General features: G+C 49.4%; 20 protein-coding genes and 3 pseudogenes. 19 read left to right on the plus strand and 4 right to left on the minus strand.

Annotated elements, in window-relative coordinates:
- Positions 1–196: 196 nt before the first annotated feature.
- The 3 genes from AC6B99_RS01045 (at position 197) to AC6B99_RS01055 (ending at position 3,849) form a co-directional block, all read left to right on the plus strand.
- The gene (locus tag AC6B99_RS01045) at positions 197–1,846 is read left to right on the plus strand and encodes a type 2 periplasmic-binding domain-containing protein (RefSeq protein ID WP_056030906.1); all 1,650 of its coding nucleotides are present in this window, start codon (positions 197–199) and stop codon (positions 1,844–1,846) included.
- A 34-nt stretch (positions 1,847–1,880) separates the two neighbouring features.
- Complete coding sequence (locus tag AC6B99_RS01050; protein WP_056030903.1) at positions 1,881–2,837, plus strand: ABC transporter permease; 957 nt, start codon at positions 1,881–1,883, stop codon at positions 2,835–2,837.
- A 91-nt stretch (positions 2,838–2,928) separates the two neighbouring features.
- Entirely contained in the window at positions 2,929–3,849 is a 921-nt protein-coding gene (locus AC6B99_RS01055; protein ID WP_056030900.1) for a carbohydrate ABC transporter permease, read from the plus strand.
- Positions 3,850–3,952: 103 nt separating this feature from the next.
- Here AC6B99_RS01055 and AC6B99_RS01060 read toward each other — a convergent pair whose 3' ends face one another.
- Together AC6B99_RS01060 and AC6B99_RS01065 are read right to left on the minus strand one after the other, a co-directional pair.
- Positions 3,953–4,750, minus strand: a complete 798-nt coding sequence (locus tag AC6B99_RS01060) for a hypothetical protein (RefSeq protein ID WP_200931586.1) — start codon at positions 4,748–4,750, stop codon at positions 3,953–3,955.
- Positions 4,751–5,014: 264 nt separating this feature from the next.
- Positions 5,015–5,626, minus strand: coding sequence for a superoxide dismutase (locus AC6B99_RS01065; RefSeq protein ID WP_056030892.1), 612 nt, complete (start codon positions 5,624–5,626; stop codon positions 5,015–5,017).
- Between the two features lie 358 nt (positions 5,627–5,984).
- Here AC6B99_RS01065 and AC6B99_RS01070 point away from each other — a divergent pair, with 358 nt between their 5' ends.
- The 11 genes from AC6B99_RS01070 (at position 5,985) to AC6B99_RS01120 (ending at position 19,371) form a co-directional block, all read left to right on the plus strand.
- Complete coding sequence (locus tag AC6B99_RS01070) at positions 5,985–6,407, plus strand: GNAT family N-acetyltransferase (RefSeq protein WP_046232160.1); 423 nt, start codon at positions 5,985–5,987, stop codon at positions 6,405–6,407.
- Positions 6,408–6,546: 139 nt separating this feature from the next.
- A complete protein-coding gene (locus AC6B99_RS01075; RefSeq protein ID WP_056032884.1) occupies positions 6,547–7,089 on the plus strand; it encodes a DUF402 domain-containing protein in 543 nt (180 codons plus the stop codon).
- A gap of 18 nt (positions 7,090–7,107) precedes the next feature.
- Positions 7,108–7,710: a signal peptidase I gene (gene lepB, locus AC6B99_RS01080; protein WP_496662544.1), complete on the plus strand. Its 603-nt coding sequence runs from the start codon at positions 7,108–7,110 to the stop codon at positions 7,708–7,710.
- An 87-nt stretch (positions 7,711–7,797) separates the two neighbouring features.
- Positions 7,798–8,964, plus strand: coding sequence for a tRNA epoxyqueuosine(34) reductase QueG (queG, locus tag AC6B99_RS01085; RefSeq protein WP_496662545.1), 1,167 nt, complete (start codon positions 7,798–7,800; stop codon positions 8,962–8,964).
- 145 nt (positions 8,965–9,109) lie between these two features.
- A complete protein-coding gene (locus AC6B99_RS01090; protein ID WP_046232156.1) occupies positions 9,110–9,349 on the plus strand; it encodes a YneF family protein in 240 nt (79 codons plus the stop codon).
- 40 nt (positions 9,350–9,389) lie between these two features.
- Positions 9,390–9,983, plus strand: coding sequence for a GTP cyclohydrolase I FolE (gene folE / locus AC6B99_RS01095; RefSeq protein WP_056030885.1), 594 nt, complete (start codon positions 9,390–9,392; stop codon positions 9,981–9,983).
- A gap of 224 nt (positions 9,984–10,207) precedes the next feature.
- Entirely contained in the window at positions 10,208–10,534 is a 327-nt protein-coding gene (locus AC6B99_RS01100; RefSeq protein WP_056032881.1) for a PadR family transcriptional regulator, read from the plus strand.
- Between the two features lies 1 nt (position 10,535).
- Entirely contained in the window at positions 10,536–11,132 is a 597-nt protein-coding gene (locus AC6B99_RS01105) for a DUF1129 family protein (RefSeq protein ID WP_056030884.1), read from the plus strand.
- A 440-nt stretch (positions 11,133–11,572) separates the two neighbouring features.
- The gene (locus AC6B99_RS01110) at positions 11,573–14,161 is read left to right on the plus strand and encodes a glycoside hydrolase family 9 protein (RefSeq protein ID WP_496662689.1); all 2,589 of its coding nucleotides are present in this window, start codon (positions 11,573–11,575) and stop codon (positions 14,159–14,161) included.
- Between the two features lie 44 nt (positions 14,162–14,205).
- Positions 14,206–17,478: a glycoside hydrolase family 48 protein gene (locus AC6B99_RS01115; RefSeq protein ID WP_496662546.1), complete on the plus strand. Its 3,273-nt coding sequence runs from the start codon at positions 14,206–14,208 to the stop codon at positions 17,476–17,478.
- Between the two features lie 258 nt (positions 17,479–17,736).
- Positions 17,737–19,371, plus strand: coding sequence for a response regulator (locus tag AC6B99_RS01120; RefSeq protein WP_494878745.1), 1,635 nt, complete (start codon positions 17,737–17,739; stop codon positions 19,369–19,371).
- A 103-nt stretch (positions 19,372–19,474) separates the two neighbouring features.
- Here AC6B99_RS01120 and AC6B99_RS01125 read toward each other — a convergent pair whose 3' ends face one another.
- Positions 19,475–20,425, minus strand: coding sequence for an alpha/beta hydrolase (locus tag AC6B99_RS01125; protein WP_496662547.1), 951 nt, complete (start codon positions 20,423–20,425; stop codon positions 19,475–19,477).
- A gap of 342 nt (positions 20,426–20,767) precedes the next feature.
- Between AC6B99_RS01125 and AC6B99_RS01130 the strand changes: the two genes are divergently transcribed.
- Both AC6B99_RS01130 and AC6B99_RS01135 read left to right on the plus strand, forming a co-directional pair.
- Positions 20,768–21,514 carry an IclR family transcriptional regulator gene (locus AC6B99_RS01130; RefSeq protein WP_496662548.1) on the plus strand — a complete coding sequence of 249 codons (747 nt, stop codon included), beginning with the start codon at positions 20,768–20,770 and terminating at the stop codon, positions 21,512–21,514.
- Positions 21,515–21,944: 430 nt separating this feature from the next.
- Positions 21,945–22,349, plus strand: coding sequence for a GNAT family N-acetyltransferase (locus AC6B99_RS01135; RefSeq protein WP_496662549.1), 405 nt, complete (start codon positions 21,945–21,947; stop codon positions 22,347–22,349).
- Positions 22,350–22,730: 381 nt separating this feature from the next.
- On the opposite strand, the pseudogene AC6B99_RS01140 reads toward AC6B99_RS01135, so the two are convergent.
- Positions 22,731–23,822 (minus strand): annotated as a pseudogene (locus AC6B99_RS01140) (IS110 family RNA-guided transposase); the annotation flags it as partial.
- A gap of 545 nt (positions 23,823–24,367) precedes the next feature.
- On the opposite strand from AC6B99_RS01140, the pseudogene AC6B99_RS01145 reads away from it, so the two are divergent.
- From AC6B99_RS01145 to AC6B99_RS01155, 3 genes and pseudogenes are all read left to right on the plus strand, one after another.
- A pseudogene (locus AC6B99_RS01145) lies at positions 24,368–24,923 on the plus strand (recombinase family protein).
- Positions 24,924–24,962: 39 nt separating this feature from the next.
- Positions 24,963–25,115: pseudogene (locus AC6B99_RS01150) on the plus strand (IS4 family transposase); the annotation flags it as partial.
- Positions 25,116–25,433: 318 nt separating this feature from the next.
- Positions 25,434–26,324 carry an AraC family transcriptional regulator gene (locus AC6B99_RS01155; RefSeq protein ID WP_496662550.1) on the plus strand — a complete coding sequence of 297 codons (891 nt, stop codon included), beginning with the start codon at positions 25,434–25,436 and terminating at the stop codon, positions 26,322–26,324.
- Positions 26,325–26,479 lie beyond the last annotated feature (155 nt).

The following is a 26,479-nucleotide window of genomic DNA, read 5'->3' on the forward strand; positions in this document are numbered from 1 at the left end:
ATTAGTAAAATTAACACTTATTTGTTGAAATAGCTACCCTAAATTAAGAGAATTTGGTAATTTACCAGCCCATAGCTGAAGCAATAGCTGTCAATCTCATTAGATTTGCGGGGTATGATGTTAAGGTTTTTCGGGTACCTGGGCAGCTTCCTGTTTGATACAGTTAATTTATATTAAAGGGAGGGTGGCAACGATCTTGAGTAAAAAAATAGCGCTTACATGGATCATGGGGGCATCTTTGGCCTTGTCGATGATAGTAGGAGGATGCAGCACGGAGAGTACGAATACGGCTGCTGGCACCAGCAAAAATAACAGCGGCGAGGAACTGACCACATTCAGCTATTTCATCTTTGATCCCGGCGACAATGTTCCCGAGCATACAAAAATTGGCGACATGATTGAACAGAAAACAGGAGTAAAGATCAAATATGAGCGGCTCGTCGGCGAGAAGGAGCAGAAGGTAGGGGTAATGATCGCCGGAGGCGATTACCCTGACCTCATCAATACGGATCAGACGGTTAAATTCGAGGATGCGAATGCGCTTATCCCGCTGGAGGATTTAATTGAGCAGCATGCCCCGAACATTAAGCGCATCTATGGTCCCTATTGGGAACGGCTGAAAACAGCAGATGGACATATTTATGCGCTGCCGCAGGTTGCGCCTACGGGGACGCCGATTAAGGGCATTAGCGCAGCCTTCTGGATACAGAAGGAAGTGCTCAAGGACGCAGGCTATCCGAAAATTACGACGTTTGACCAATACGTCGATGTTTTGCGCGCCTATTATAAAAAATACCCGCAAATCGATGGCGCGGATACGATTCCTTTTGAAATTTTGACCTATGACAACCGCAATTTCACGTTGACGACTGCGATGCAATTTTTGGCCGGCGGCCCTAACGATTCTCGGGCTATTGTTGACCCGGTGGCGAACAAGCTGGCCTTCTATCAGACGGACGAAAACATTACGAAGCGGTATTACGCCAAGCTGCATGAAATGTACCGGGAAGGCATGATCGATAAGGAAGCCTTTGTGATGAACTATGAGCAGTATTTGGCTAAGCTGTCCAGCGGCCGGGTGCTGGGGATGTTTGACCAGAAGTGGCAGTTCCAGACGGCGCTGGACTCCCTGAAGCAGCAGGGCAAGGCGAATCGGATGTTTGTGCCGCTCCAGCTTACCTTCGATGATACCATTCAGCCGGATTATTTGGATGTGCCTTCAATGAATTACAATATGGGCTTCTCGATTACGATAAACGCCAAGGACCCTGTAGCGGCGATCAAATATGCCGATTACATGGCAAGCGAAGAAGGGCAATTGCTGCGCAACTGGGGCGTGGCGGGCGAAGACTATACGGTCAGCGACACCGGGCGGTTTTATCGCAATCAGGAGCAGCGGGACTTTTTTGCCGATCCGAAAAACGGCTTGAAAACAACCGGCAACATCCTCTGGTACTGGCCAGGCTCTTCGGGCACGATGGCTGACGGCAACAGCTACCAGCAGTATCAGCAGCCGGAAGAGATTGCCGCCGGATATGATGAAATGGATAAGGAGCTGCTGAAGGCTTACGGCGCAACGACTTACGAGGAGCTGTTCGACGGCCCGAATCTGAACCGCAAATATTTCCCGCTCTGGAGCATCGAGCTGACGGAGACAAACAAAGTATTCAACCAGAAGCTTAACGATATTAATAAAAAATATCCACCGCAAATGGTCGTTGCCAAAAACGCCGATGACTTCGAAAAATATTGGAATGAATATGTCGCTGCCGTAGAGAAGCTGGACGTTCAAGGCTGGCTCGATGAGCTGACGACGAAGGTGAAGGACCGCCAAGAGAATTGGTAAGGAGCTCGCGGCGAGGAGGGAGAGAGAGCGTGCGATGTCTGTAACGGTTGAGCGAGTGAAAGAGCATGCCGGAATCAAAAAAAGTCGGGGCAAGTGGAGCAAGCTGCGCAGCCAGAAGGCGCTAATGGTCATGTCGATTCCTTTTGTGGTGTACGTCATTATTTTTGCATACTTGCCGCTGTATGGGTGGATGATGGCTTTTCAAAATTATAAGCTTGGCTCGGCGATGCTGGATAACGAATGGGTGGGGCTGGCCAACTTTCGCGAATTGTTTCAAGATGAGAACTTTATCCGCGTCATACGCAATACGCTCGCGATGAGCTTGATTAATCTTGTGTTCGGCTTCGTCAGCTCGATCGGTCTGGCGCTATTGCTCAATGAGGTGCGCAAAATCATGTTCAAGCGTATCGTCCAGACGGTCAGCTACCTGCCGCATTTTTTATCGTGGGTTGTGGCCGCGAACTTGATTATGAACGTGCTTTCCATAGATGGGGCTGTCAACAAACTGCTAGTGAGCCTGCATATTATTAAGGAGCCGATCATGTGGCTTTCCGAGCAGCATTATTTTTGGTGGATTATTGGCGCCTCAAATGTGTGGAAGGAGATCGGCTGGAGTGCCATTATTTATTTGGCAGCGATGACGACGATTGATCCTTCGCTCTATGAGGCGGCAAGCATCGATGGAGCGGGACGGTTTCGAAAAATAAGGCATATTACGCTGCCCGGCATTCGCAGCATCATCGTTATTCTGCTTATTATGAATATTGGGCATATTTTGGATGCGGGCTTTGAACAGCAATATTTGCTGCAAACACCAATGGTGGTGGATTATTCCGAGACGATCGATATATTTGTACTAAAATACGGCATTAATTTGTCGCGGTTCTCGTTTGCAACCGCCGCCGGCATTTTCAAGACGGTTATCAGCGTCGTGCTGCTGCTGGCCGCGAATCGCATGGCGAAGCGGATGGGGCAGGAGAGGCTGTTTTAATCGGAGAAAAAATGAGCTTTTTGCCGCCCGGTCCTGGAGGGCAAAAGCCTGTTTTACACTCATGCTAGGCGATAGGGAACAGGAGGAGACGATGACAACGACGACACTCAGCAGGTCAAAGAGGTCGGCAGCTGACTTGCTTTTTGACCTATGCAATACCGTATTTCTGCTAGCACTGCTCGTGCTTACGCTTTATCCGGTTTTGAACACGCTCGCCGTTTCCTTTAATCAGGCGCAGGATACGGTTCGGGACAGCACCTTTCTGTGGCCGCGAGAGTTCACGACACTTAATTACAGCACGCTGTTTCAGGATGGGCTCATTTATCATGCTTTCTTTATTTCCGTTGCCCGGACGCTGCTCGGTACAGTAAGCAGCGTGTTCTGCACAGCAATGCTGGCCTATACATTAAGCCGCAAGGATTATGTGCTGCGGGGGCCGATTTCCTTCATCTTCATCTTTACGATGTACTTCAGCGGCGGCCTGATTCCAACCTATATGCTCATTAAAAACCTCCATCTGTACGGGACGTTTTGGGTGTATGTCATCCCGGGACTTATTGGCGCGTTCAACCTTATAGTCATGCGATCCTTTATGGAAGGCTTGCCCGAGAGCCTGGTAGAATCTGCGCAAATAGATGGGGCGACGCATTTCTCGATCTTTATGCGGATCATATTGCCGCTCAGCCTGCCCGTCATTGCTACGATTGCGCTGTTCGTCGCGGTGGGGCAATGGAATAGCTGGTTCGATACTTTTTTATATAATTCCTCGAATATTAACTTAAGCACGCTGCAATATGAGCTGATGAAAAAGCTGCAATCCGCCAATATGAGCGTTGGAGGCACAGCAGAGTCGGCCTTCGCCAGCAGCAAAAATATTCAGGCGAACATCGTAACGCCAGCGTCGATCCGGGCTGCTATTACAGTTGTAGCTACCGTGCCGATTATTATCGTATACCCGTTTTTGCAAAAATACTTCGTTACGGGGCTGACGCTCGGCGGCGTCAAGGAATAAAGGAAAGCTTGTCCACTTGTTGCAGCGGGAGCTGAAGCTGGTCAGGAATTGGAAAGAGCGGGCCTACGTTATTCGTAGGCCCGCTCTTTTTTTATCCATTATTTTAGGACTGCTGTGTGACATCGGAAATGTCAGCTAAATCCTCATCGCTCTGGCGGCCAGAAGGGGAGTAAATCAGTTCCAGAGCTACGGCGTCATTGCGCTGAAGCGGGAAGCTCAGCAGCGTGGATGGGATAACTCTGCCATTCAGGCGCAGCAGATAGCTGATATTGCCACCGATCGGAATGCCGCTGATCGAAGTAATTTGTCCGTTGAAGCCAAACCGGACAACTCCGGTTTCCCACAGCGCCTGATAAATCGTCATGCCGATACGGTGGATAACTCGGTACGCCTGAGTAACGTTTGGAAACACCCGTCCTCCGTTAATAACGACCGTTACTCTCCCTTGTGGTCCCGGAGGGAACGGAATAGGAATCGGCAGCGGAATCGGGAATGGGAACGGTGGGAACGGCCCCGGCGGGAACGGCCCTGGTCCCGGAGGGAATGGCCCTGGTCCCGGAGGGAACGGCCCTGGTCCCGGAGGGAATGGCCCTGGTCCCGGAGGGAATGGCCCTGGTCCCGGAGGGAATGGCCCTGGTCCCGGAGGGAATGGCCCTGGTCCCGGAGGGAATGGCCCTGGCCCCGGAGGGAATGGCCCTGGTCCCGGAGGGAACGGCCCTGGTCCCGGAGGGAATGGCCCTGGCCCCGGTCCAGGCGGGAATAGTCCCGGGCCGCCGCCAGGCATTCCGGGCATCAGCATGCGCGGGCCGCCACAGCCGCAGTCTTGCCCTGCGCGGGAAGACGGAGATGGCGGGACATAAATCTGCACTTGCTCATTGGTGAAACCGTAAGTATCGTTCATGCGATAGGTCAGACTCCTTTGCACGTCGAGTTAGGCATTTAACTATCCTACTTCATGTTATGCGGCGAATGCCTATCCTTGTGCATAGTTTTACTGGAAAGCTGGAAAACAACCAAGCGTAAACGGCTGTCACCGTCCTCTGGCGGCAAAGCTGCCGTTTCGCGGGTGAAATATAAGCCCATTATAAGGGGGGGAATTATAATCGGCTTATATAAAAAAAGCGGAGCCTCCAAGTGGAGACTCCGCTTTAAACGGCAAGCTGTATTATTTAACAGCTGCTTCGTAACGTTTGCCAACTTCAGCCCAGTTTACAACGTTCCAGAACGCTGCAATGTAGTCAGGGCGTTTGTTTTGGTAGTTCAGGTAGTAAGCATGCTCCCAAACGTCCAGACCAAGAAGCGGTGTTTCGCCTTCCATGATCGGGCTGTCTTGGTTCGGCAGGCTTGCAACTTTAAGCTTGCCGTCTTTCACGGAAAGCCATGCCCAGCCGCTTCCGAAGCGGGTAGCAGCAGCTTTTGCAAAGTCAGCTTTGAATGTATCGAAGCCGCCCAGCTCGCTATCAATCGCAGCAGCCAGTGCGCCAGTTGGAGCGCCGCCAGCGTCAGGACCGATTGTTTCCCAGAACAGGCTGTGGTTAGCATGTCCACCGCCATTGTTGCGAACCGCTGTACGGATCGCTTCAGGTACGCTAGCCAGATCAGCAATCAAATCCTCAATGGATTTGCCTTGCAGCTCAGGAGCGGACTCCAAAGCAGCGTTCAGGTTTGTTACATAAGCGTTGTGGTGACGGTCGTGATGGATTTCCATCGTCAGAGCGTCGATGTGGGGCTCAAGAGCGTTATTAGCATACGGAAGTGCTGGTAATTGATGTGCCATAATATAAACAGCCTCCTAAAATTAGAATATGTAAATTACTCTTCTTATTATCCCCTATCCAATCACATAAATCAACATTGATGTTTCAAAAGTCGAATTTTAATAGATAAGGTAGACTTAAGTAGCATGTCATATTGTTAAAGTAATTATGCATAAGCGGGAGAAAAACCAATCAAATGCACGAAAATCGGCTAAAACTTTATGTAAGCGCTTAATTTAAAGCGTTTTCAGTCATAATTCGCTAAATTCTTAGATTTTTTTAAACAAATTTTAAAATTTTGTGAAGGAAAACGATAGAAGATGTAGTATAATGATTAAATTGCAGCACAATGACATGGTATAGAGGTGTGTATCGATAATGAATGTTCGTTCCTTCCAATTATCAGATTACAGGTTGCTAACGGCTCTTCTTGCGGATGTATTAACTGAAGAATGTTACGAGCAAACAATGGAAGCTTTTGCGCGTCAATTGTCATGGGATAGCGAGCTTGTTCTCGTCGCTCTCTATGAGTCGGAAGTTGTAGGTGTCATTATCGGTACGATTGATAATAACACGGGCTACTATTATCGTGTTGCGGTTCATGCGGACCATCAGCGTCAAGGAATTGGCAAAGCGCTTATCGAGTCTTTGCGCCTAAGATTCCAACAACGCCAAGTAAAGAAAATTTTAATTACAGCTGATGAGCATAATGAAGCCGTTTTGCCGCTTTATGAATCGCTGGGCTATGTGTCCAAAGATTTTTTCCGCTCTTTCCAACAGCTAAGTATTATAGCAGGTTAGGACAAGCCTCTGGCTGTCCAATAACCGTTTGCAGGGCATATCTGCATCGCCATTGCTTTTGGCGATGGGATATGCTTTTCTATTTTATAAAGAGGGCTATTTAAGCGCTGCGCTTAGCGCCTGCAAGAAGGAGAACAACATGGATCCCTATCAGCATTGCGTCATCAGGAGCTCCAAGCACGATGGCAGCATCCACCGCATTTGGCAGCATAATTGGCTTATTCCGGCACCTCTGCTCATTCCGCAGCATGCCGCACTTGGCTTTAAGGTGACGATCAACTTTGAGACACCCATTGTGGAGGCCAGCGGCAAGGTTTGGATGAGCCAGGTGCCTGCGGTTTCTTTTTTTCTGCCCGGACAGTGGTATAATGTGGTTGCGCTGCTTGAGGAAGGCGGTATTCGCTATTACTGCAATCTCGCTTCACCATTTGCTTGGGATAGTGAGCTGCTCACCTATATCGACTACGATTTGGATGTCATCCGACTGCCAGACGGCAGCCGAGAGGTTGTAGATGAGGATGAGTTCGAGCTTCATAAAGCGAAGTACGACTACCCGCGAGATGTGCAGGAGCATGTGCTGCAAGGGCTGGATGAGCTGCTTTTGCGGATGGACGAGCAAGCTGTTCCTTTTGATGACGAAGTGATTATCGCTTATTATGAAACATGGCGCACAAGCTTATAGGGCGGAGGCGGTTAAGGAATGGATAGATTTTCATTTGACGGCGGCAGCAGCGGCGAAGCTGAAGGACAGGAGCAGCTTGGAGCGCTTAAGCGCCCGGGCTGGTCGAAGGAGCTTTGGGAATGGGTAAAAACCGTTGGCATATCGTTCATTCTCGTTACAGTGCTGCATCTGTTTGTGTTTAATCTTTCGACCGTAGAGGGACATTCCATGGAGCCTACCTTGCAGGAGAAGGAATGGCTGTTTGTAAATAAATTCGTTTATTTGATCGGTACGCCCAAAATCGGCGATGTCGTTATTTTGGAGGACCCCTCTGCGTTTGGCAAAGAGCAGGAGCTGCTGGTAAAACGCGTCGTGGGCTTGCCAGGGGACCGAATTGAAATTTCGGACAAGCATTTGTATCGCAATGGCGAGCTTGTGGACGAACCGTATATTGATACGGACATTGAGGATTTGGACATGATGCCGCTCACCGTTGAGGCAGGCAGTTATTATGTGATGGGCGACAACCGTCATGCGCGGGCGAGCAAGGACAGCCGGATGTTTGGAACGGTTCCGCTTTCAGCGATTGAGGGCAAGGCGCAGTTTATCGTATGGCCATACAAACAAATAAAGTCGTTATAGATTTAATTAAAGCGTTTATAGACCCAGCCATAGTGATTGGAGAACGGCGAATCAAACATCAGGCTTAAGCTTATGGGAGGTGAAGGGATGGAGGAACGGGCGTATTACGCTGCATTGAAAAAAGAAATGAAAGCCGCCGCGCGCAGCCTCGGCATCGACAAAATTGGCGTCGCTTCTGCTGATCCGTTCACCACCTTGAAGCAGCGGCTTATTTCGCACCGTGAGCTTGGCTACGAGTCTGGTTTCGAAGAGCCGGACCTTGACAAGCGTACCAATCCGGCGCTGTTGTTTGACCAGCCGCAATCGATTATCGCCATCGCGATCGCTTATCCCTCCAAGCTCCATCAACCACCTAAATCGGAGCCGGGAGCGAGAAGGGGCATTTTGTCCCGCTCGGCTTGGGGCGAGGATTATCATAAGGTGCTGAGGAACAGGCTTGGGCGGCTTGAAGCTTGGCTCGCAGAGCGCGTACGGGGCTTTCGGGCTGAAAGCATGGTCGATACTGGAGCTTTATCCGATCGGGCCGTTGCCGAGCGCGCTGGACTAGGCTGGAGCGCCAAAAACTGTGCAATATTGTCCGAGGATCTTGGCTCGTGGATCTACCTTGGCGAAATGATTACGAATTTGCCGCTGGAGCCAGATGAGGAAGTGACCGATGGCTGCGGCGAATGCACCAAATGCATTGATGCTTGCCCGACGGATGCGCTCGTGGGCCCAGGCCAGCTTAATTCGAGCCGCTGCATTTCGTTTATTACTCAGACGAAAGGTTTTGTAGAAGACGGCTACATGCGAAAAATCGGCAACCGCCTGTACGGCTGCGACACATGCCAGACAGTATGTCCGGTAAACCGGGGCAAAAACTGGACGCATCAGCCAGAGCTTCAGCCGGATCATGAGCTGGTTAAGCCGCTGCTTACCCCACTGCTGACGATTGGCAATAAAGAATTTCAACGTCTATATGCGAGCAGCTCTTCTGCTTGGAGGGGCAAAAAGCCCATTCAGCGCAATGCCGTTATTGCGCTGGGCAATTTTAAAGATCCCAGTGCAGTTCCGGACCTCATTCAAGTGCTGCGCCAGGATGTCCGCCCGGTTATGCGGGGAACGGCAGCATGGTCGCTGGGCCGCATTGGCGGCGCAGAGGCAGAGGAAGCGATCCGGCAGGCATTGCTGCAGGAGGCGGATGATGACGCGCGGCGCTATATGGAGCAGGCGCTGCATTCGCTAGCAGAAGGAGCCGATACGGTCCCTCGTTGATCCAGCCGCCGCCTGCGTTTGGCGGCTGCTGGAATAGGGTACGCCGTTTGCGCTTCCAACGTTTGCGAATGTCAAGTTTACATGCTATTATAGGGGTCATTATAGACAAGTTTAAGTCGGGAAAGGGTCAGGTGAGTTGCTTTTTATGTGGAGTTACATTATTCCGATTGTGACATTAATCGTGGGGGCAGTCGGTGGGTTTTTCATCGGCGTATTCTACTTGCGCAAACAGCTAGAGAAAATGCAAAGCGATCCAGAAATGATTCAAAAGATGGCGAAGCAAATGGGCTATAATCTGAATAAGCAGCAGATGACGCGTGCCCAGAACATGATGAAAAACCAGAACCAGAATATGAACAAAAATCAGAAGATGCCGCGCAGATAACGGCATCAGCTGTTGATTAGCGAAAAAGAGGGTGGTCCGCATGGCGGGAAAGAAAGATTACGTCAACTCTAAAGTCATTCAGAACCGGGAGCAGATTGAATTTCATGTGAAGGAAATTTTGAAGCTTGTTGGCGAGAATGTGGAAAGGGAAGGGCTGCTGGAGACGCCTGCACGCGTCACCCGCATGTATGAAGAGATTTTCGCAGGTTATGAGGTTGATCCGAGCGAGGTGCTAGGCGTTACGTTCGATGAACAGCATGAAGAGCTGGTTATTGTAAAAGATATTATCTATTACAGCCAGTGCGAGCATCATATGGCGCCATTTTTCGGCAAAGCACATATTGGTTACATTCCAAGCGGCAAGATTGCTGGCCTCAGCAAGCTGGCTCGCCTAGTAGAAGCCGTTACAAGACGCTTGCAAGTACAGGAGCGGATAACGAGCCAAATCGCGGATATTTTAGACAAGGAATTGCAGCCGCATGGCGTTATGGTCGTCGTGGAAGGCGAGCATTTGTGCATGTGCTCCCGCGGGGTGAAGAAGCCTGGCAGCATGACGGTGACGTCTGCGGTGCGCGGAGAGTTCCGTTCCAATCCGGCTCTGCGCTCCGAATTTTTAGCTTTGCTCAAGTCCTAATTTTTTTCGTAGTAGCGATTGGATAACCAAAGACCGCTCCACAGGCCAGTGTGCATCATGCGCCAGCTTGTGGAGCGGTTTTTTTTGATCAAAAAATGTTGGGCTTGCAAAAAATGGGGAACCATTATAAGATTAAGTCACTAACTTGCAATACAAGTTAGTTCTTTTTTTAATCCGCTACCTTGCTTTGCAATATAGTGGGATGGCTGCGAAATGGAGGTTTGATCGTGTCTAGTCAATTGGTTAGAGGGGTACTGGAAGGATGTCTGCTGGCAGTTATAGCTGAGGAGGAGACATATGGGTATGAAATTATGGAGAAGCTCGCCGTAAATGGCTTCGTGTTCGCTAAGGAAGGCAGCATATATCCACTCTTGCTTCGATTGGAGAAAGAGCAGATTATAACGAGTACGCAGCGGCCCTCTGCATCTGGGCCAAACCGCAAATATTATCGTTTGACCCCGGAAGGGGAGCAGCAGCTTGAGCTGTTTCGCGGCAAATGGAAAGAGCTAAGTGTCGCAGTAAACCAAATTTTAGGAAATGAAGGTGTGTAGGATGCTGAATCCACGAAATGAAACGTTATTAAACGAAATGAAGTTTTACGTTCGCAGCAGCTCTGTTTCTGACAAGAAAGCCAGTGAAATACTTATGGAGCTGGAGGACCATTTATTAACGGCCCAACAAGATGGGAAATCGTTCGAGCAGGTTTTTGGGCAAAATCCTAAGTCCTATTGTGATGAAATCATTCGGGAATTGCCTAAGCCAACAAAGCGGGAGCAGCTTGAAACGTATGCCCTCTTGCTTCCTTTATTGCTTTTATGGCGTTTTATAATGGGCTTCACTGGGGAATTGATTATTCCGTTATATGAAACCATCGCTTATATCATTTTATCCTCTGCATTGGCTTGTGGGCTGTTGATCGCGTTAAGAAAGGGAGCTTTCATGCCGAAGCGCCAATCCGTTTGGATTACTTGTGCAATAAGTCTGGTTACTCTGGGAGCGTATTTTGGATTCGTTGTGTTTGCTCATCGTCTTCTGCCCGCTCAGCCGCAGCTCGTGTTTCATGGGGGTTATGCTTATGGGATAGCCTCGGTCAGCTTGATCATTATTTTGATCTCCTTGTTTGGGCCGCTATTGAAAAAGAAAAAATAGAACGTGCTTGCAATAATCCTCAAGTTCTCATATAGATCTGGAAGGACACACTCCATAAGACTTGAATGTTTTCGCTGGCTAGGCGAAAGGCATTCGGGTCTTTTTTGTTTTTTTAGGCATCCCAAGCGGTGGGCTGGAACTGCTCCTAGATGATGGAACAATTTGTACTATTATCCCTAAAAAAGGAAGGTCTTAAGTAGGGGTTGTACGAAAAAAACGTCAAAAAAGTCATTAAAGTGACAGTAAAGAAGTCATTTAAAGGACTAGTGCCACCTGAATTTGATCCTATAAAATGGTATTAGACCCTCGTATTAGTTTATACAGTGGGGAGGGCGACGGAATAGAAGCGGGAGGAGGAGAGAACAGAGACAAGGCCAATACGAAGCAAGTGGCAGTGAAAAAGATGAGAGGAGTTGTTGGTTTTGAGTAAAAACCGCAAAATGCGGATCAAATGGGTGCTCGTTCAGGCGCTTGCAATCGCACTGCTGCTAGGAAGCGTGCCATTGCAGCCAATCTCGAGCGTCCAGGCGGCAGGTAATTATAATTATGCAGAGGCATTGCAGAAAGCGATTTATTTTTATGAGACTCAGCGTTCAGGACCGCTTCCGGACACGAACCGTGTCGAATGGCGTGGCGATTCCGGTTTGCTCGACGGAGCCGATCATGGCGTCGATTTGACAGGCGGCTGGTATGATGCTGGGGATCATGTGAAATTTGGGCTTCCGATGGCTTTTTCAGCTACTATGCTGGCATGGTCGGTTTATGAATATAAGGAAGGCTATGAGCAGGCTGGCCAGTTGAACGAGATTTTGGACAATTTGAAGTGGGCTACCGATTATTTTGTGAGAGCGCATACAGCGCCTAATGAGCTTTGGGGGCAGGTTGGAGCCGGCAATGCCGATCATGCTTGGTGGGGACCAGCAGAAGTGATGCAAATGGCGCGTCCTTCTTTTAAAATCACGGAAACCTGCCGTGGCTCGGACTTGGCAGGAGAGACGGCGGCGGCACTCGCTTCCTCCTCTATCGTGTTTAAGCAATCAGATCCGGCTTATTCTGCGCTTCTGCTCCAGCACGCGAAGGAGCTTTACAGCTTTGCAGACACATACCGGGGCAAATACTCAGATTGTATTACCGATGTTGCTTCTTTCTACAATTCGTGGAGCGGATATAAAGATGAGCTGACTTGGGCAGCAACTTGGCTGTATCTGGCAACAGAGGATAACGCTTATTTGAATAAAGCCATTCAATCCGCTTATGACTGGGATACAGACAGCTCAAGCAACACTTGGGCTTACAAATGGACAATCGGCTGGGATGACAAGCGTTATGGCGCGCAATTGCTGCTCGCCCGGATTACGTCTGAGCTTGGCAGACCAGAGGCGAGTGACTTTATCGCATCGACTGAGCGCAATTTGAACTATTGGACCGTTGGAACAAACGGATCGCGAATTACGTATTCGCCGGGCGGCCTGGCATGGCTGGATTCATGGGGCTCCCTGCGCTATGCGGCGAATGCTTCTTTCCTGGCATTTGTATATTCGGATTTTGTAGCGGACCCAGTCAAAAAAGCGCGCTATAACGATTTTGCCGTTAGCCAGATTAAATATATGCTCGGCGATAATCCGCGTAACAGCAGCTACGTGGTCGGTTATGGCGTAAATGCACCGGAGCACCCGCATCATCGTACTTCACACAGCTCGTGGACGGACAGCCTAAGCAACCCGACCTCGCACCGTCATACGCTTTATGGCGCATTGGTAGGCGGACCGAATGCATCGGATCAATACACCGATTCCATAACCGACTACGTCAGCAATGAGGTAGCGACGGACTACAACGCAGGCTTTACGGCTTCCCTTGCAAAAATGAACCTGCTATACGGCGCAGGCCAGCAGCCGCTTGCAAACTTCCCTCCGGCCGAAACAAAGGCCGATGAAATGTTTGTAGAAGCGCAAGTGAATCAGTCCAGCTCGAATTTTACTGAAATCAAAGCTTTCCTGAATAATCAATCGGCATGGCCCGCCCGTATGGGAGACAAATTGTCCTTCCGCTACTTCATTGATTTAAGTGAGGTATATGCGGCTGGCTACACCGCAGCTAATGTAAGTGTCACTGCCAACTATAATCAAGGCGCAGCCGTTAGCCTGAAGCCATTTGACGAGGCAAATCACATTTATTATGTGCTGGCGGACTTTACAGGCACGAAAATCTACCCTGGCGGCCAACCGCATTTCCGCAAGGAAATCCAGTTCCGTATTTCCGGTCCTCAAGGGGCATGGAACCCAGCGAATGATTATTCGTATGCAGGGCTTACATCAAGCCAGACCGTAAAAACGACTAAAATTCCGGTCTACGATGCTGGAGCACTCGTGTTCGGTCAAACACCTGATGGAGGAGGCGTAACACCAACTCCTACACCATCTGCGACACCAACACCGACACCGACGCCAACGCCGACACCGACGTCGACGCCAACACCGACACCAACACCAACACCAACACCGACACCGTCGTCGACGCCAACACCAACGACGACGCCAAGTCCGACGCCACAGCCGACGCAGACTCCGGCCGATGGCCTGAAGGTACAGTACCGAGCAGCTGATACGAATGCCACGAACAATGCGATGATGCCGCAGTTTGAAATTTTCAACAACGGTTCAAGCGCTGTAGCTATGAATACGCTTAAGCTTCGCTATTACTTCACAGCTGATGGCACGCAGTCTCATCAGTTCTGGAGCGATTATGCACAGATCGGCAGCAGCAATGTGCAGGCCACATTCGTGACGATGAGCACGCCGACTACAACGGCAGATACGTATTTGGAGCTCACCTTTACGACAGCTGCAGGCTCGATCAGCGCAGGCGGCAGCAGCGGTCAAATTCAAGGCCGTATTTCAAAAACAGACTGGTCGAATTTAAACGAAGCGAATGATTATTCCTTCGATGCAACAAAAACATCATTCGTCGATTGGAGCAAGGTGACGCTTTACCAGAACGGAACGCTTGTATGGGGAATCGAACCTTAGTAATAGACGTTAGCTGCTATTCCAAATTAGGGAGGTAAGAAGATATGAAACCGATTTTTACGTTGAAAGCTTCGAAAAAAGTAACGGGACTCGTCCTATCAACAACGCTGCTCGTCACGCTGTCCACCGGACTTTGGGGCTCTACGCCCAAAGTATCCGCGGCTGCTGCTGCGGCAGTCAGCATTGAGCAGTCGCGCTTCCTGCAAATGTACGACCAGATCAAAAATCCGGCGAACGGTTATTTTTCACCGGAAGGCATTCCTTATCACTCCATTGAGACGCTGATTAGTGAAGCGCCGGATTACGGTCATATGAGTACTTCCGAGGCTTACAGCTACTGGCTATGGCTGGAGACGCTGTATGGCCACTATACGCAGGACTGGAGCCATTTGGAAGCAGCCTGGGACAATATGGAGAAGTATATCATTCCAGTCAATGAAGGAGACGGCAAGGAAGAGCAGCCGACGATGAGCTTTTACAATCCGAACAGCCCAGCGACGTATGCAGATGAAAAGCCGTTCCCGGATCAATATCCGGTGCAGCTTTCCGGCAAATATGCCGCGGGCAAAGATCCGCTGGATGCCGAGCTGAAAGCGACGTACGGCAACAACCAAACGTATTTGATGCATTGGTTGATCGACGTTGACAATTGGTACAATTATGGGAATCTTCTAAACCCAACGCATACATCTACTTACGTTAATACGTTCCAGCGCGGCGAGCAGGAGTCGGTGTGGGAGGCAATCCCGCATCCATCTCAGGACAATCAGACCTTCGGCAAAACAGGCGAAGGCTTCATGTCCCTCTTCACGAAGGAAAATCAGGCGCCTGCTAAGCAGTGGCGCTACACGAATGCGACGGATGCGGACGGCCGCGCCGTACAAGTGATGTATTGGGCGAAGGAGCTTGGCTACAACAATACCGCTTACTTGAATAAAGCGAAAAAGATGGGCGATTATCTCCGTTACGGCATGTATGATAAATACTTCCAAAAAATTGGAAGCGCTAGCGGCGGAACGCCAACTCCGGGAACGGGCAAGGATGCCAGCTCGTATTTGATGGCATGGTATACGTCGTGGGGCGGCGGCTTGGAGCAAGGCGCTGGAAACTGGGCTTGGCGTATCGGCGCAAGCCATGCGCACCAGGCTTACCAAAACCCGGTTGCCGCATATGCGCTTTCAACTCAGGATGGCGGACTTATCCCTTCGTCTGCGACGGCACAGACGGACTGGAACGCATCGCTTAAACGCCAGCTGGAATTTTATACGTGGCTGCAATCGTCTGAAGGCGCAATGGGCGGTGGTGCAACGAACAGCTGGAATGGCCAATATTCCGCTTACCCGGCAGGCGTGAGCAAATTCTACGGCATGGCTTATGATGAAGCTCCGGTTTATCATGATCCGGATTCGAACACTTGGTTTGGCTTCCAAGTATGGCCGCTTGAGCGCGTAGCTGAGCTGTATTATATTTTGGCTGAAAATGGCGACCTTAGCTCGGAAAACTTCCAAATGGCGAAAACCGTTATCCAGAAGTGGGTGGACTGGACATTGGATTATGTATTCGTTGATGAGCGTCCGGTTACTGACGCTGACGGCTACTATTTGAATGCGCAAGGCCAGCGTATACTGGGCGGAACCAATGTGAACGTAGCGACTGTAGCTGCGCCAGGCGAGTTCTGGATTCCGGGAGGCCAAGAGTGGAATGGCCAGCCGGATACATGGAATGGCTTTAGCTCCTACACAGGCAATCCGACCTACCATGCGACTACGATTAATCCGAGCCAGGACGTTGGCGCGCTCGGCACTTACGTTAAAGCACTCGCGTTCTTCGCAGCGGGTACGCAGGCAGAGACGGGAAGCCTGACGCCGCTGGCAGCCGAAGCGAAGGAAATGGCTGGGAAGCTCCTTGATACGGCTTGGACTTTCAATGATGGCGTTGGTATCGTCACAGAAGAGCAGCGTGCAGATTACAACCGCTACTTCACGAAGGAAATTTACTTCCCGAGCGGATGGACGGGGACGTTTGGCCAAGGCAACGCGCTTCCGGGCAGCGGTGCAGTAGCCTCCGATCCGGCAAAAGGCGGCAATGGCGTCTATATCGGCTACGCTGATTTGCGTCCACTGATTCAGCAGGATCCGCAATGGTCGTACTTGTCCAATCTATACAACACGTCGTGGAACAATACGACGCAAACATGGGATAACGGCGTACCGACGTTCAAGTACCACCGTTTCTGGTCGCAGGTAGATATTGCAACGGCTTATGCCGAGTATGACCGTTTGCTGGGTACGCCAGCAGCTCCAACCGTTCCTGGCGCTCCGGCGACACTGACAGGAACAGCTGGCAATGCACAGGCGAGCCTGAGCTGGAGCACGACGCCTGGCGCAACGAGCTACAATGTGAAGCGCGCTGCAACAACGGGCGGGCCATACACGACAGTAGCGACTGCGGTTAGCGGCACAAGCTACAGCGATACAAGTGTTACGAATGGCACAACCTATTATTATGTGGTTACTGCCGTAAATGCAGTAGGCGAATCCGTGAACTCGGCACAGGTGGCGGTTACGCCTACTGCACCGGGCGCCGTCGTACCTGGTGCATTCACCGTGACAGGTACTGCAGGCAATGCATCAGCGGCACTGTCTTGGACAGCAGCTTCTGGAGCAGACTTCTATAATGTCGAGCGTTCCTCGGGAGGCAGCGCATTTGCATCTGTAGCTACTGGCCTGACAACGACGGCATACACGGATGCGAGTGCCGTGAATGGCACCAATTATACGTACCGAATTGTTGCTGAAAATGCTGCTGGAACGACGCTGTCCAACACGGTAGCCGTGACGCCTGTCGCACCTCCAGTCGGCGGCAATCTCAAGGTCCAGTATAGAGCGGCTGATACGAATGCTACGAACAATGCGATGATGGCGCACTTTAATATTTTGAACGATGGCACGACTGCAGTAGACTTGAGCACGCTGAAAATCCGCTACTACTTCACGGCGGACGGCACGCAGCAGCATAGCTTCTGGAGCGACTATGCGCAAGTGGGCAGCAGCAATGTGCATGCCTCCTTTGTGACCATGAGTTCGCCGACTGCAACAGCTGATACGTATATGGAAATCAGCTTCACAGCTGCAGCAGGCTCCATTGCAGCTGGTGGTACGAGCGGCCAAATCCAGACGCGTGTCTCCAAAAATGATTGGTCCAATTTGAATGAGGCCAATGACTATTCCTTCGATGCGACCAAAACTTCGCTCGTCGATTGGAATAAAGTGACGCTTTACCAAAACGGCACGCTTGTATGGGGCATTGAGCCTTAGAAAATGCAGCAGCGGCCAAGTAAATAATTTGCAGGAAGGGAAGAGGAGTCGTGCTGGGTGAATATGCCTTGCGCGGCCCTCTTTTCTTTATGGAAAAACCCTCTCAGGCAATCGAGAAAATATTGTGTTAATATCCATAATTTGATAAGATTAAATTGGAAAACTTTTGGAAGGAAGCGATGCATTCAAGCGATAGACGGCTTGTGCGAAGCAGGCCGCTGCAATAAACATTTCAAAGCGCAAAGGAGGGTGCTTATCATGTATCGCCTTCTCGTGGTAGATGATGAAGCTTATGCTTTGAAAAGTATCATGGAGACGGTAAATTGGAGATCGCTCGGAATAAGCGAAGTGTATGGAGCGATGGATGTAGAAGAGGCGCGAATCATCTTTTGCGACCAGCGGATTGATGTTGTTATCTGCGATATCGAAATGCCGGGTGAAAATGGGCTGGAGCTGCTCGAATGGCTGAACCAGGAGCAATTTTCGGCCAGCGTCATTTTTGTTACGGGGCATGACCGCTTCGAATATGTCCAGGCGGCGCTGCGTGCAGGCTGCTTCGATTATATGCTCAAGCCTGTCAGGCATGAGCTGCTGCTGGAAACGGTAGCACGCTCGCTGCGCAAGCTGGAGCAGGATCGGGAGCATAATTTGCTGAAACGGCGGATGGGCAAGTTTGAGAAGGTGCTGCGCCATCACAAGCAGGAACTGGTCGAGCGCTTCTGGAACGATGTGCTTTATCCTGCGGGGAAAACGCCGAATAATGAAGCGCTGCTTAGCCAATTGTCCTTAATGGAGCCGGATGCAGCAGATAGCGGCGAGTTTATGCTGGTGCTCGTCAGCATCTCCGGCTGGAAAGCGCGTTTTGGCATAAAGGATGAAGAAATATTGGAGTACGCGGTCATGAACCGTGCAGAGGAAACCGTGCTGGAAAATTGGCCAGGCGCTGTTCTCAAGAGCCGCAATGGCGAGCTGTTCATCGTCGTCTACCATGCACAGGAGCAGGGGAGAAGCATTGCCGAGCTGCGCAGGCGATGCATGGGGCTGGTCGAAGATTGCGGGGTTTATTTTTACAGCCGGGTAAAATGCTATATCAGCTTGCCAGGTGCACTATGTACGCTCGGTAGCCGCAGCGCCTCCTTGCTTAAACTGGAACGGGAGTGCGCGGGTGACATGAAGGACGTATGGGTTGAGGGCGAGCAAGCGCACCAGATGCCGGAGCAGCTATTTGGCCGTAAAGATTGGCCGGCGGAAATTGCCTTGCTGCTGCAGAAGGGCCGCCATGCGGAGCTTTATCAGGCTGTCGATGAATGGTTCGCATCCTACGACAAGGAAAATCCACTTTCAAAAGAAGATTTGAAAGCGCTCTATTATCATTTACTGTCGTCTCTCTATCAATCCTTCAATCAAAGCGGTATCTCAATTGGTTACGTTATCGATGCGGTCAGCGTTAAGCGGGAAGGAAGTGCGCCATGCACGAAGTCGCTTGCCCATTTGCGCCTGTGGACGAGGCAGGTCATTGAGATGGCCATTGAGCATGCGGCGAATCAGAAGGAGAGCGAGCCGACTATAGTAGAGCAAATCGAGCAATACGTAAAGTCGCGAATGTCCGAGGAGGTCAGCCGGGAGGAAATCGCCTCGCTGCTGCATTTTAACCCTGCGTATTTATCCCGATTGTTCAAAAAGGAGACAGGCTCTTCGCTAACGGATTATATCGTAAGCCAGCGTATGGAATACGCGAAGAAGCTGCTCAGCCAATCGGATCTGAAGGTGAGCGATGTGGCGGAAATTACGGGCTATAGCAATTTTTCTTATTTTTCACGGCTGTTCAAAAAGCAGGAAGGCTATTCGCCGATTGAGTTTCGCAAGCGCTACAAAGGTGAGGCGGGAATTTGAGCTGCGGTAACGGTTCATCGTAAAAGTTATATGCATAGCAAATGCCCCGCTGCTGGAAAAGCTCCAGTGTGCGGGGCATTTGCTTTGCGGCATGCCGCTGGGTTTAGGCGCTGGCTGCTGCCGGATCAGCTTGATCAGCGAGCACCTGCTGGTTGACTTGGCTGAGGAAAAGCGCAGCGCGCTGAATGTATTCGCTCGGATGCTCGCGGAACAGCATTTCATGCTGTCCTTGCTGCACGATCCACGAGCGGGACAATGGATTCGTCTGTTTGTCTGCGATATGCTCAGCCGTCGTGTATGGCGACTTCACATCCTGCGTGCCATGTATAATATAAATCGGAATATCGTAGCTCGTATTCATCATTTGCTCGGCCGGCACGGAATCGATGCCTACCCCTGTCCAGAGCGGGAGCAGTGCCCCGATCAATGCTTCAGACGGAAAACGCGGCAGGCTCACAACCTGACTGACATTGTTGAACAGCGAATCAGCGCTTGGCACGAACAGGCTGTCAAGAATCATGCCGTTTATATCTTTGGATTGCAGCGCAGCTTGCATGGCGGTTCCGGCTCCCATAGAGAAGCCCCAGACGATCACTTCCTTGGAGCCTTGCTCCTTCACATATTGAACGGCGGCGAGCAATTGCTGGGATTCTTCCAAACCGCCAGTTGCTGCCGTTTTATCAGTAGCAGAAGCGTAGCCGTAGTCAAAAAGCATAACATTATAATGAAGGCCATTAAGCAGCTTCGTTAAATCATACATCGGTACCCACGTTTCTTCGCGGTTAGCGCCGTAGCCATGGCTGAACACGATCGTGCGTGCAGCTGGCTCGCTGTTCGAATCATCGCTGTAGGCAGGTACGTACCAGCCGCTGACGTTGGTTTTGCCGCTGATGCTTGGAATGAGCACATCCTCGTAATCAAGCCCGATTGCAGCCTTTGGATTGGAAGTGAGCGGAGCGACGTAGGGATAGGCGAGCATCCAGGCCACATAGGCGTGGAAGATAACGACGATGATCATGCATAAAGCAAGCAGTGAGGCAATAAGGGCAATCAATGCGTGCAACCTCCTGGTTTTTGCGCTCGGGCGCGGCAGTTGGAGCTTATCCAGAGAAGGAAAGGGATGCAGTCCCTGGGGGAAGGTTCCCTCCATTGAAACAGATGTCATCATTGTTGTGCTCATACCCTTCTCCTCCTCCCGAACTATGTAAACGCTTCTCATTTCTAGTACTTTAATCGTATGCGGAGCGGGAGTGCCTGTCAATTGATGTCGACGTATTGTTAAGGTGTTGTAATGCTTTTGTAATCAAAGGATCTTTTCTTTACGATTAAGCCTTCGATGAGTTATACTGTGTGAGAATGAGTTTCACTTAATGAAACGAGGGAGGTGTGGCACATCATGGCGGAGGAAGGGAAATCAACCGTACGCGCAGTCGAACGAGCGCTGGATATTTTGATCTGTTTTACAGCGGGAAAGGATCTGGTTATGACGGAAATCGCCGAGCGGACAGGGCTTCATAAGAGCACAGTCCATCGGATGCTGGCCACCCTTGAAGATAAAGGCTTTATCGAGCGCGACCTGGTAACGGAGCGTTACCGGCTTGGCATGCGAGTATGGGAGCTGTCTGCACATTTATCCCGCACTGATGATCCAGCGGTCATTTGGCAGCCGGAGATGGAGCGTCTGCGCGATAAGCTGGGCGAGACCGTAAGCATTTACGTGCGCGACGGTTCGGAGCGGATTCGCATTCAGGCGGTGCAGAGCAATCAGCCTGTGCGCCGGGTAGCGCCAATCGGAGCGAGGCTCCCGCTTTACGCAGGGGCATCCAGCAAGGTGCTGATCGCTTACGCCGATCCGCTCGTGCGGGAAGAGATTTTTGGCGATCCGTCGTGGCTGTTTACGATTGATCTCGATCAATATAAGATGCAGCTTGAGGACATTACGGAGCAGGGCTATGCGACGAGCTTTGAGGAGCGGGAGCCTGGCGCAGCGGCGTTTTCCGCGCCTATATTTGGACGGGAAGGCAAGCTTGTCGCCGCCTTATCCGTATCCGGTCCGGCAAGCCGCATGACGATGGATAAAATGCGTGATGCCGCTCCTATTTTGCTGGAAGCGTCCAAGCGGATGAGCACGATGATGAAATAGCGTTCAGCAAGGCAGCTGCATGCTTGCATGCTGAACGGATGAATAGAAAAGCAGCGCCCGCTTCACTTGAGGAAAAGTGAAGCGGGCGCTGCTTTTTTTATGCCGTTCGGATGTCGAAAGAAAATACAGTTTTGGACTGATAACGTCCCATTAAGCTAATGGACAGATTAACGCTATAAGCCTCTTAAAAGAAGTATTCTCATGAATTCTCTAATGTGAATAAATACAAATTCCAATTCAGTTAATCCATTTTCTATACATATTTTTAATAGTATATTGAGGTAAATAAAGCGATTATTCACTTTGAGAAATCCGAAATTGCTTTGTCGGTATTATTTTATGGCTTCGTAAGGATTGCAAAACCATCGAAATATGGGAGTTTAAAACAGATGTTGTGCCGTAGTTAGTTTTATGAAAGGAAGGTATAGGGGTGAGTATTTATTACGCTTCAAGCAAAGAGGATATCACTAAGGATGCACTCCAAGAGTTATTTCTTTCGGTAGAATGGGAGTCTGGCAAGCATCCAAACGAGCTTTTACAAGCAATCGGAGGGTCTCATTCAATTGTTACCGCTTGGGAAGGAGGAAAGCTTGTCGGTTTAATAAATGCTTTGTCAGATGGTGTTTTAACGGTATATTTTCATTATATGCTTATTAATCCGAGTTATCAGAGTATAGGTATAGGTAAGGAAATGATGAATATAATGCTGGATAGATATAAAGGGTGTAAAACAAAAGTATTAATTTCTTATCCTCATGCAGTGGATTTCTATAATAAATTTGGCTTTCATACAGAGGATGGAGCTACACCAATGTTTATCTCAGAGTTGATATGATTGAACTCCCTCGGTAAAATGTAGTTTTCTCACGAATGCTCGCTTATTCGCAGGATCTCTCCAATAGATAAATCGCTATTCGGATAGAAGAGGGGTGTACCGTCAAATTCGGCAACGGAAGCGCATGCGGGAACAGAAGGGGCGAGTTTTCGCTCCTTTTTTACTGTTCTGTTGCACGCTTCTCCACGTACTTCCGGAGGCTTTCACTCCCATTTCTCGACGGGTCGATGCCCTTTCATTCCTTCGTTACGCCTATCCGGTTGGTGGAGGCCGGTTATCCTAACGGTACGGGTCTGTGCCCTTTTGCTCAATGCAATCCGGTACTCCGTGCAGTCTTGAGATCCTGCGAATAAGCCAATTTTCGTGCTAACTGAGAAGCGGCTAAGCAGTTTGTTTCATAGGATGAGCTCGATCAGGTTCGTAAGCTTCGCCGCTATGTGCCATAGCAACCAGGAGGCGAGCCAACTTGCCGCAAAGCTTCATCACGGAGCGCATTGGCTTCATGCTTTTCATCTTAACATTCACTTCGTGCTGTCGTTTAAACGATACATCGTTCATGATGAGGGTCATGGTTGCCATGAACAGAGCATGCCGAAGCCTTGGTCGGCCACGTTTGCTGATGGACATCTGGCCCTTCCATTTGCCTGAACTCGCTTCAGCCAGGTTAAGGCCGGCATGCCGTAGCAACGCGTTACCATGTGCATAGCCGCTGAGGTCCCCAGCTTCACCGAGAATACCGGCGACTGACAGGATGCTCATACCCTTAATAGCTAGCAGCGATTCGGCTAGCGGAATCCGGATCAGTGCAGCCGCGACTTCATCCTCGATTACCTGCAGCTGCTCCGTAGCCAGATCGTATTCAGCGAGTAGCTGTTGAAGATGAAGCTTGTAGGCTCTCTCGGCATGCTTGGCGCCGACTGAGCGTGCTGCTAGAGCCAGCAGTTCGCCAGCTCTTCGTTCACCGCTGTGCCGCTTCATAACCGTTTTCCAGCCGTCGATTACCTGGCGAACGGTGAGTTTTTGAAGATCGGCAGGCGTAGGAAAGAGACGCAGTGTAGCAAGCGATCCAGGGCCAATGAGGTGCTTGTATACCAGCCGCAGCTCAGGGAACACAATGTCGACCCAGCGGTGGATCTGGTTCTTGACGCTGACGAGACGATGGACAATTGTCTCCCGGTTCGCCATGAGAACGCGCAGTTCCATAAACACTTCACTGGTTTCTTTGATAAAGGTGTAGTAGCCGTTTTTCACCATGTCGGCGATAACAAAGGCATCTTTGATGTCGCTTTTAGATGGTGTATTGTCGCGGTTTTCCTTGTTCTTTTTGACGAGATGAGGATTCACCAACACAACCTCGAGTTTGCGGTCTTTGAGCCAAGCAGCAAGGCTAAGCCAGTAGTGGCCGGTTGGTTCCATGCTGATGATGGTGTCGTTTAGTTGGTGCGTTTCCTGCAAACCTCTCATCCACTGCAACTATTGGATTGTCCAATAAGATGCTGAAGATTATGGACGAATCAATCTTAGTATCATTTCAGAGGACAAGAAATTAATTTTTCATATCATGTAGCACAAGCTAACCATGATAAGGTACCGCATATTGTAGTAAAGGGTATCGAGTTTGGAGGATTAGGAAATTATTCTCATAAAGGTTGGGTACGTGTGCAAACTCCAATTTGGGATGATCACATTATTACACCAGTCTTGTGAGGACAATTGGATTTTGCTTCAAAATGATCAACTGACTATTGTTGATTATGAAGGCAATATTTTAGCATATTAACTGATTAAGCAAATGTGTACGATAGTTGAATGAACGCAGCGTAAACCAGTCCGTTTCAGGGGCTGGTTTTTTTCTATACGAATCACCCCCTGTCTAAAAAACGATCGTTTTTTAGACTTTGTAAACATGAACTAAAAATGCCCCAAACTGACCATAGTTTTAGTCTATTAATTCGTCTATTATTCAAGGTGCATTAAGTATGTTAATCGAAGGTTTAATAGACAAAGGGGGTTGGGAAATGGCTAAAGTTGGATATGCACGTGTTTCGACTTCCGATCAATCCATGGATTTACAAATCGATTCTTTGAAGGCTTCCGGATGTGAACGTATTTTCGAAGAAAAGGCCTCTGGAAAGAAAAGTGATCGACCTGAGTTAGCCCGTTGCTTGGAGTACTTGCGTTCCGGGGATACATTAGTCATCTGGAAATTAGATCGACTTGGTCGGACGACAAAGCAGTTAATCGAGCTTTCGCATGACCTTAAAGAAAGAGGAGTCAGTCTGGATCATCACCCTAGGAGTAGATACAAGCACACCAACTGGTAAGCTTTTTTTCGCTATTATGGCTGGTTTAGCTGAAATGGAGGCAGAGACAATTCGAGAAAGAACCCAGGCCGGCTTACAAGCTGCTAGGGCTCGAGGTAGAAAAGGAGGAAGACCGCCGTTGGATAAGAGCAAAGTTGAAATGGCGTTGCTTCTGTATGAAAGTCGGAGATATACGACAAAAGAAATAACAGAGCAGACCGGAGTATCTAAAGCAAAGCTATATCAAGTTCTCAAGAACAAAAAAGCTTGAAACTGAAATTTCACTTACAGGTCTATAATTTAAGCGATCGGCTTCATCTGTGCGTCGTTGTTCCGAATCATATTTGTGCTGCTGTTCCAGCAAAAGAATTGGTTTCGTCTGCTCGAAAGCCAACGGGGCACAAATTACCCCGGGAAAAATGCGGTTTATCGCTTTCTCAACCACAGCGGATACGCTTGGCGCTGCGTATGTAAAAACAGTTTTAAATATGCCGCTGTTGTTAGCTTCTTCGCGTATTTATCTTGCTGGGTTTCAGACACTCGATCTGTGAATGTTCTCGTACATATTGGCGCTAACCATTTACCAAACGAAGAAAATAGCTTATGCTTGTCCATGAGATGATCCTTTTCAGTGGATTATGGACAGGGTCACCTACCATATATATTGTAAAGGATTTTTTTATGTGCAAGTTTTGATTAAACAGAAAGTTATGAATATTCAGATAACATTAATGCAACGCTATTGGACATGAATAATACTATTCTGTTAAAAGAGGAAAAAATGAAAAAAAATAATGCACTGTTTTTCGAAGGGCCGACGGAAACGCCTGATTTTCCGGTGCGGATCTCCTACAACGACTCCCGGAATGTGGTGAATGATTCGGACAGGCTTGTGTACTGTCATTACCATTCCGAATATGAATTAATCTATGTGACCGAAGGAAGTATCATGATGGAGATCGATACCAATCTCATCCATGTCCGTGCGGGAGATGCCGTCATAATCAACGGAAATGAGATCCATAGCGGTTATTGCGTGAATCAGGAGAATTGCCAAATGTACGGAATCATCTTCAAACTGGATATGCTGAGCAGTCATGAGCAAGACGCCTGTCAAAGCAAGTATCTCGATCCCTTTCTTTGCGGACAGTATAAATTCCCCTCTTATATTCCAAACGAATCCGGCTGGCAAGCGAAGGTGATATCCGAAATGGTAAGCATCGTCGAGATGTACCGGCAACAGCCCTTCGGTTACGAATGGAAAATCAAATCCTGCTTATTCTCCATCGTAGCGGAAATCATTGCGAACAAAGCATTTCTAGCCCATAACGAGCAGGCAGTCATACCCAGTGCAAAGCTTGAACGGTTTCAAAAATCCATTGCGTATATACAGGAACATTATTATAGCCACATTTCGATAGAAGATCTTGCTGGGGTAGCGGGGATCAGTGTGGATCATTTTTATAAAATTTTCAAGCAGATATCGGGGGAAACCCCGGTGACGTACGTCAACCGACATCGGACGCGGATGGCCGCCAACCTGTTGAAGTATACCGATTTATCCGTTCTAGACATTGCCCTCCAGACCGGCTTCGATAATGTCAGCTATTTTATCAAGACCTTTAAGAAATACACTGGCTTTACGCCAAGTACCTGGAGAAAAATGGACTGAATGGAAACGGAAGGAGCACGACTCGCGTAATTCTGCTTTATGAGTTCGGGGGGGGACCATATCGCGTAAAAATCTAACAGTTCTTTAAGACATTACATGAATAGCAAGTGGCTGTACCGGCGGAAGTACCGTCGGCTTTTTTTGTGCCATAAAAC

The sequence above is a fragment of the Paenibacillus liaoningensis genome (genome assembly GCF_059609455.1).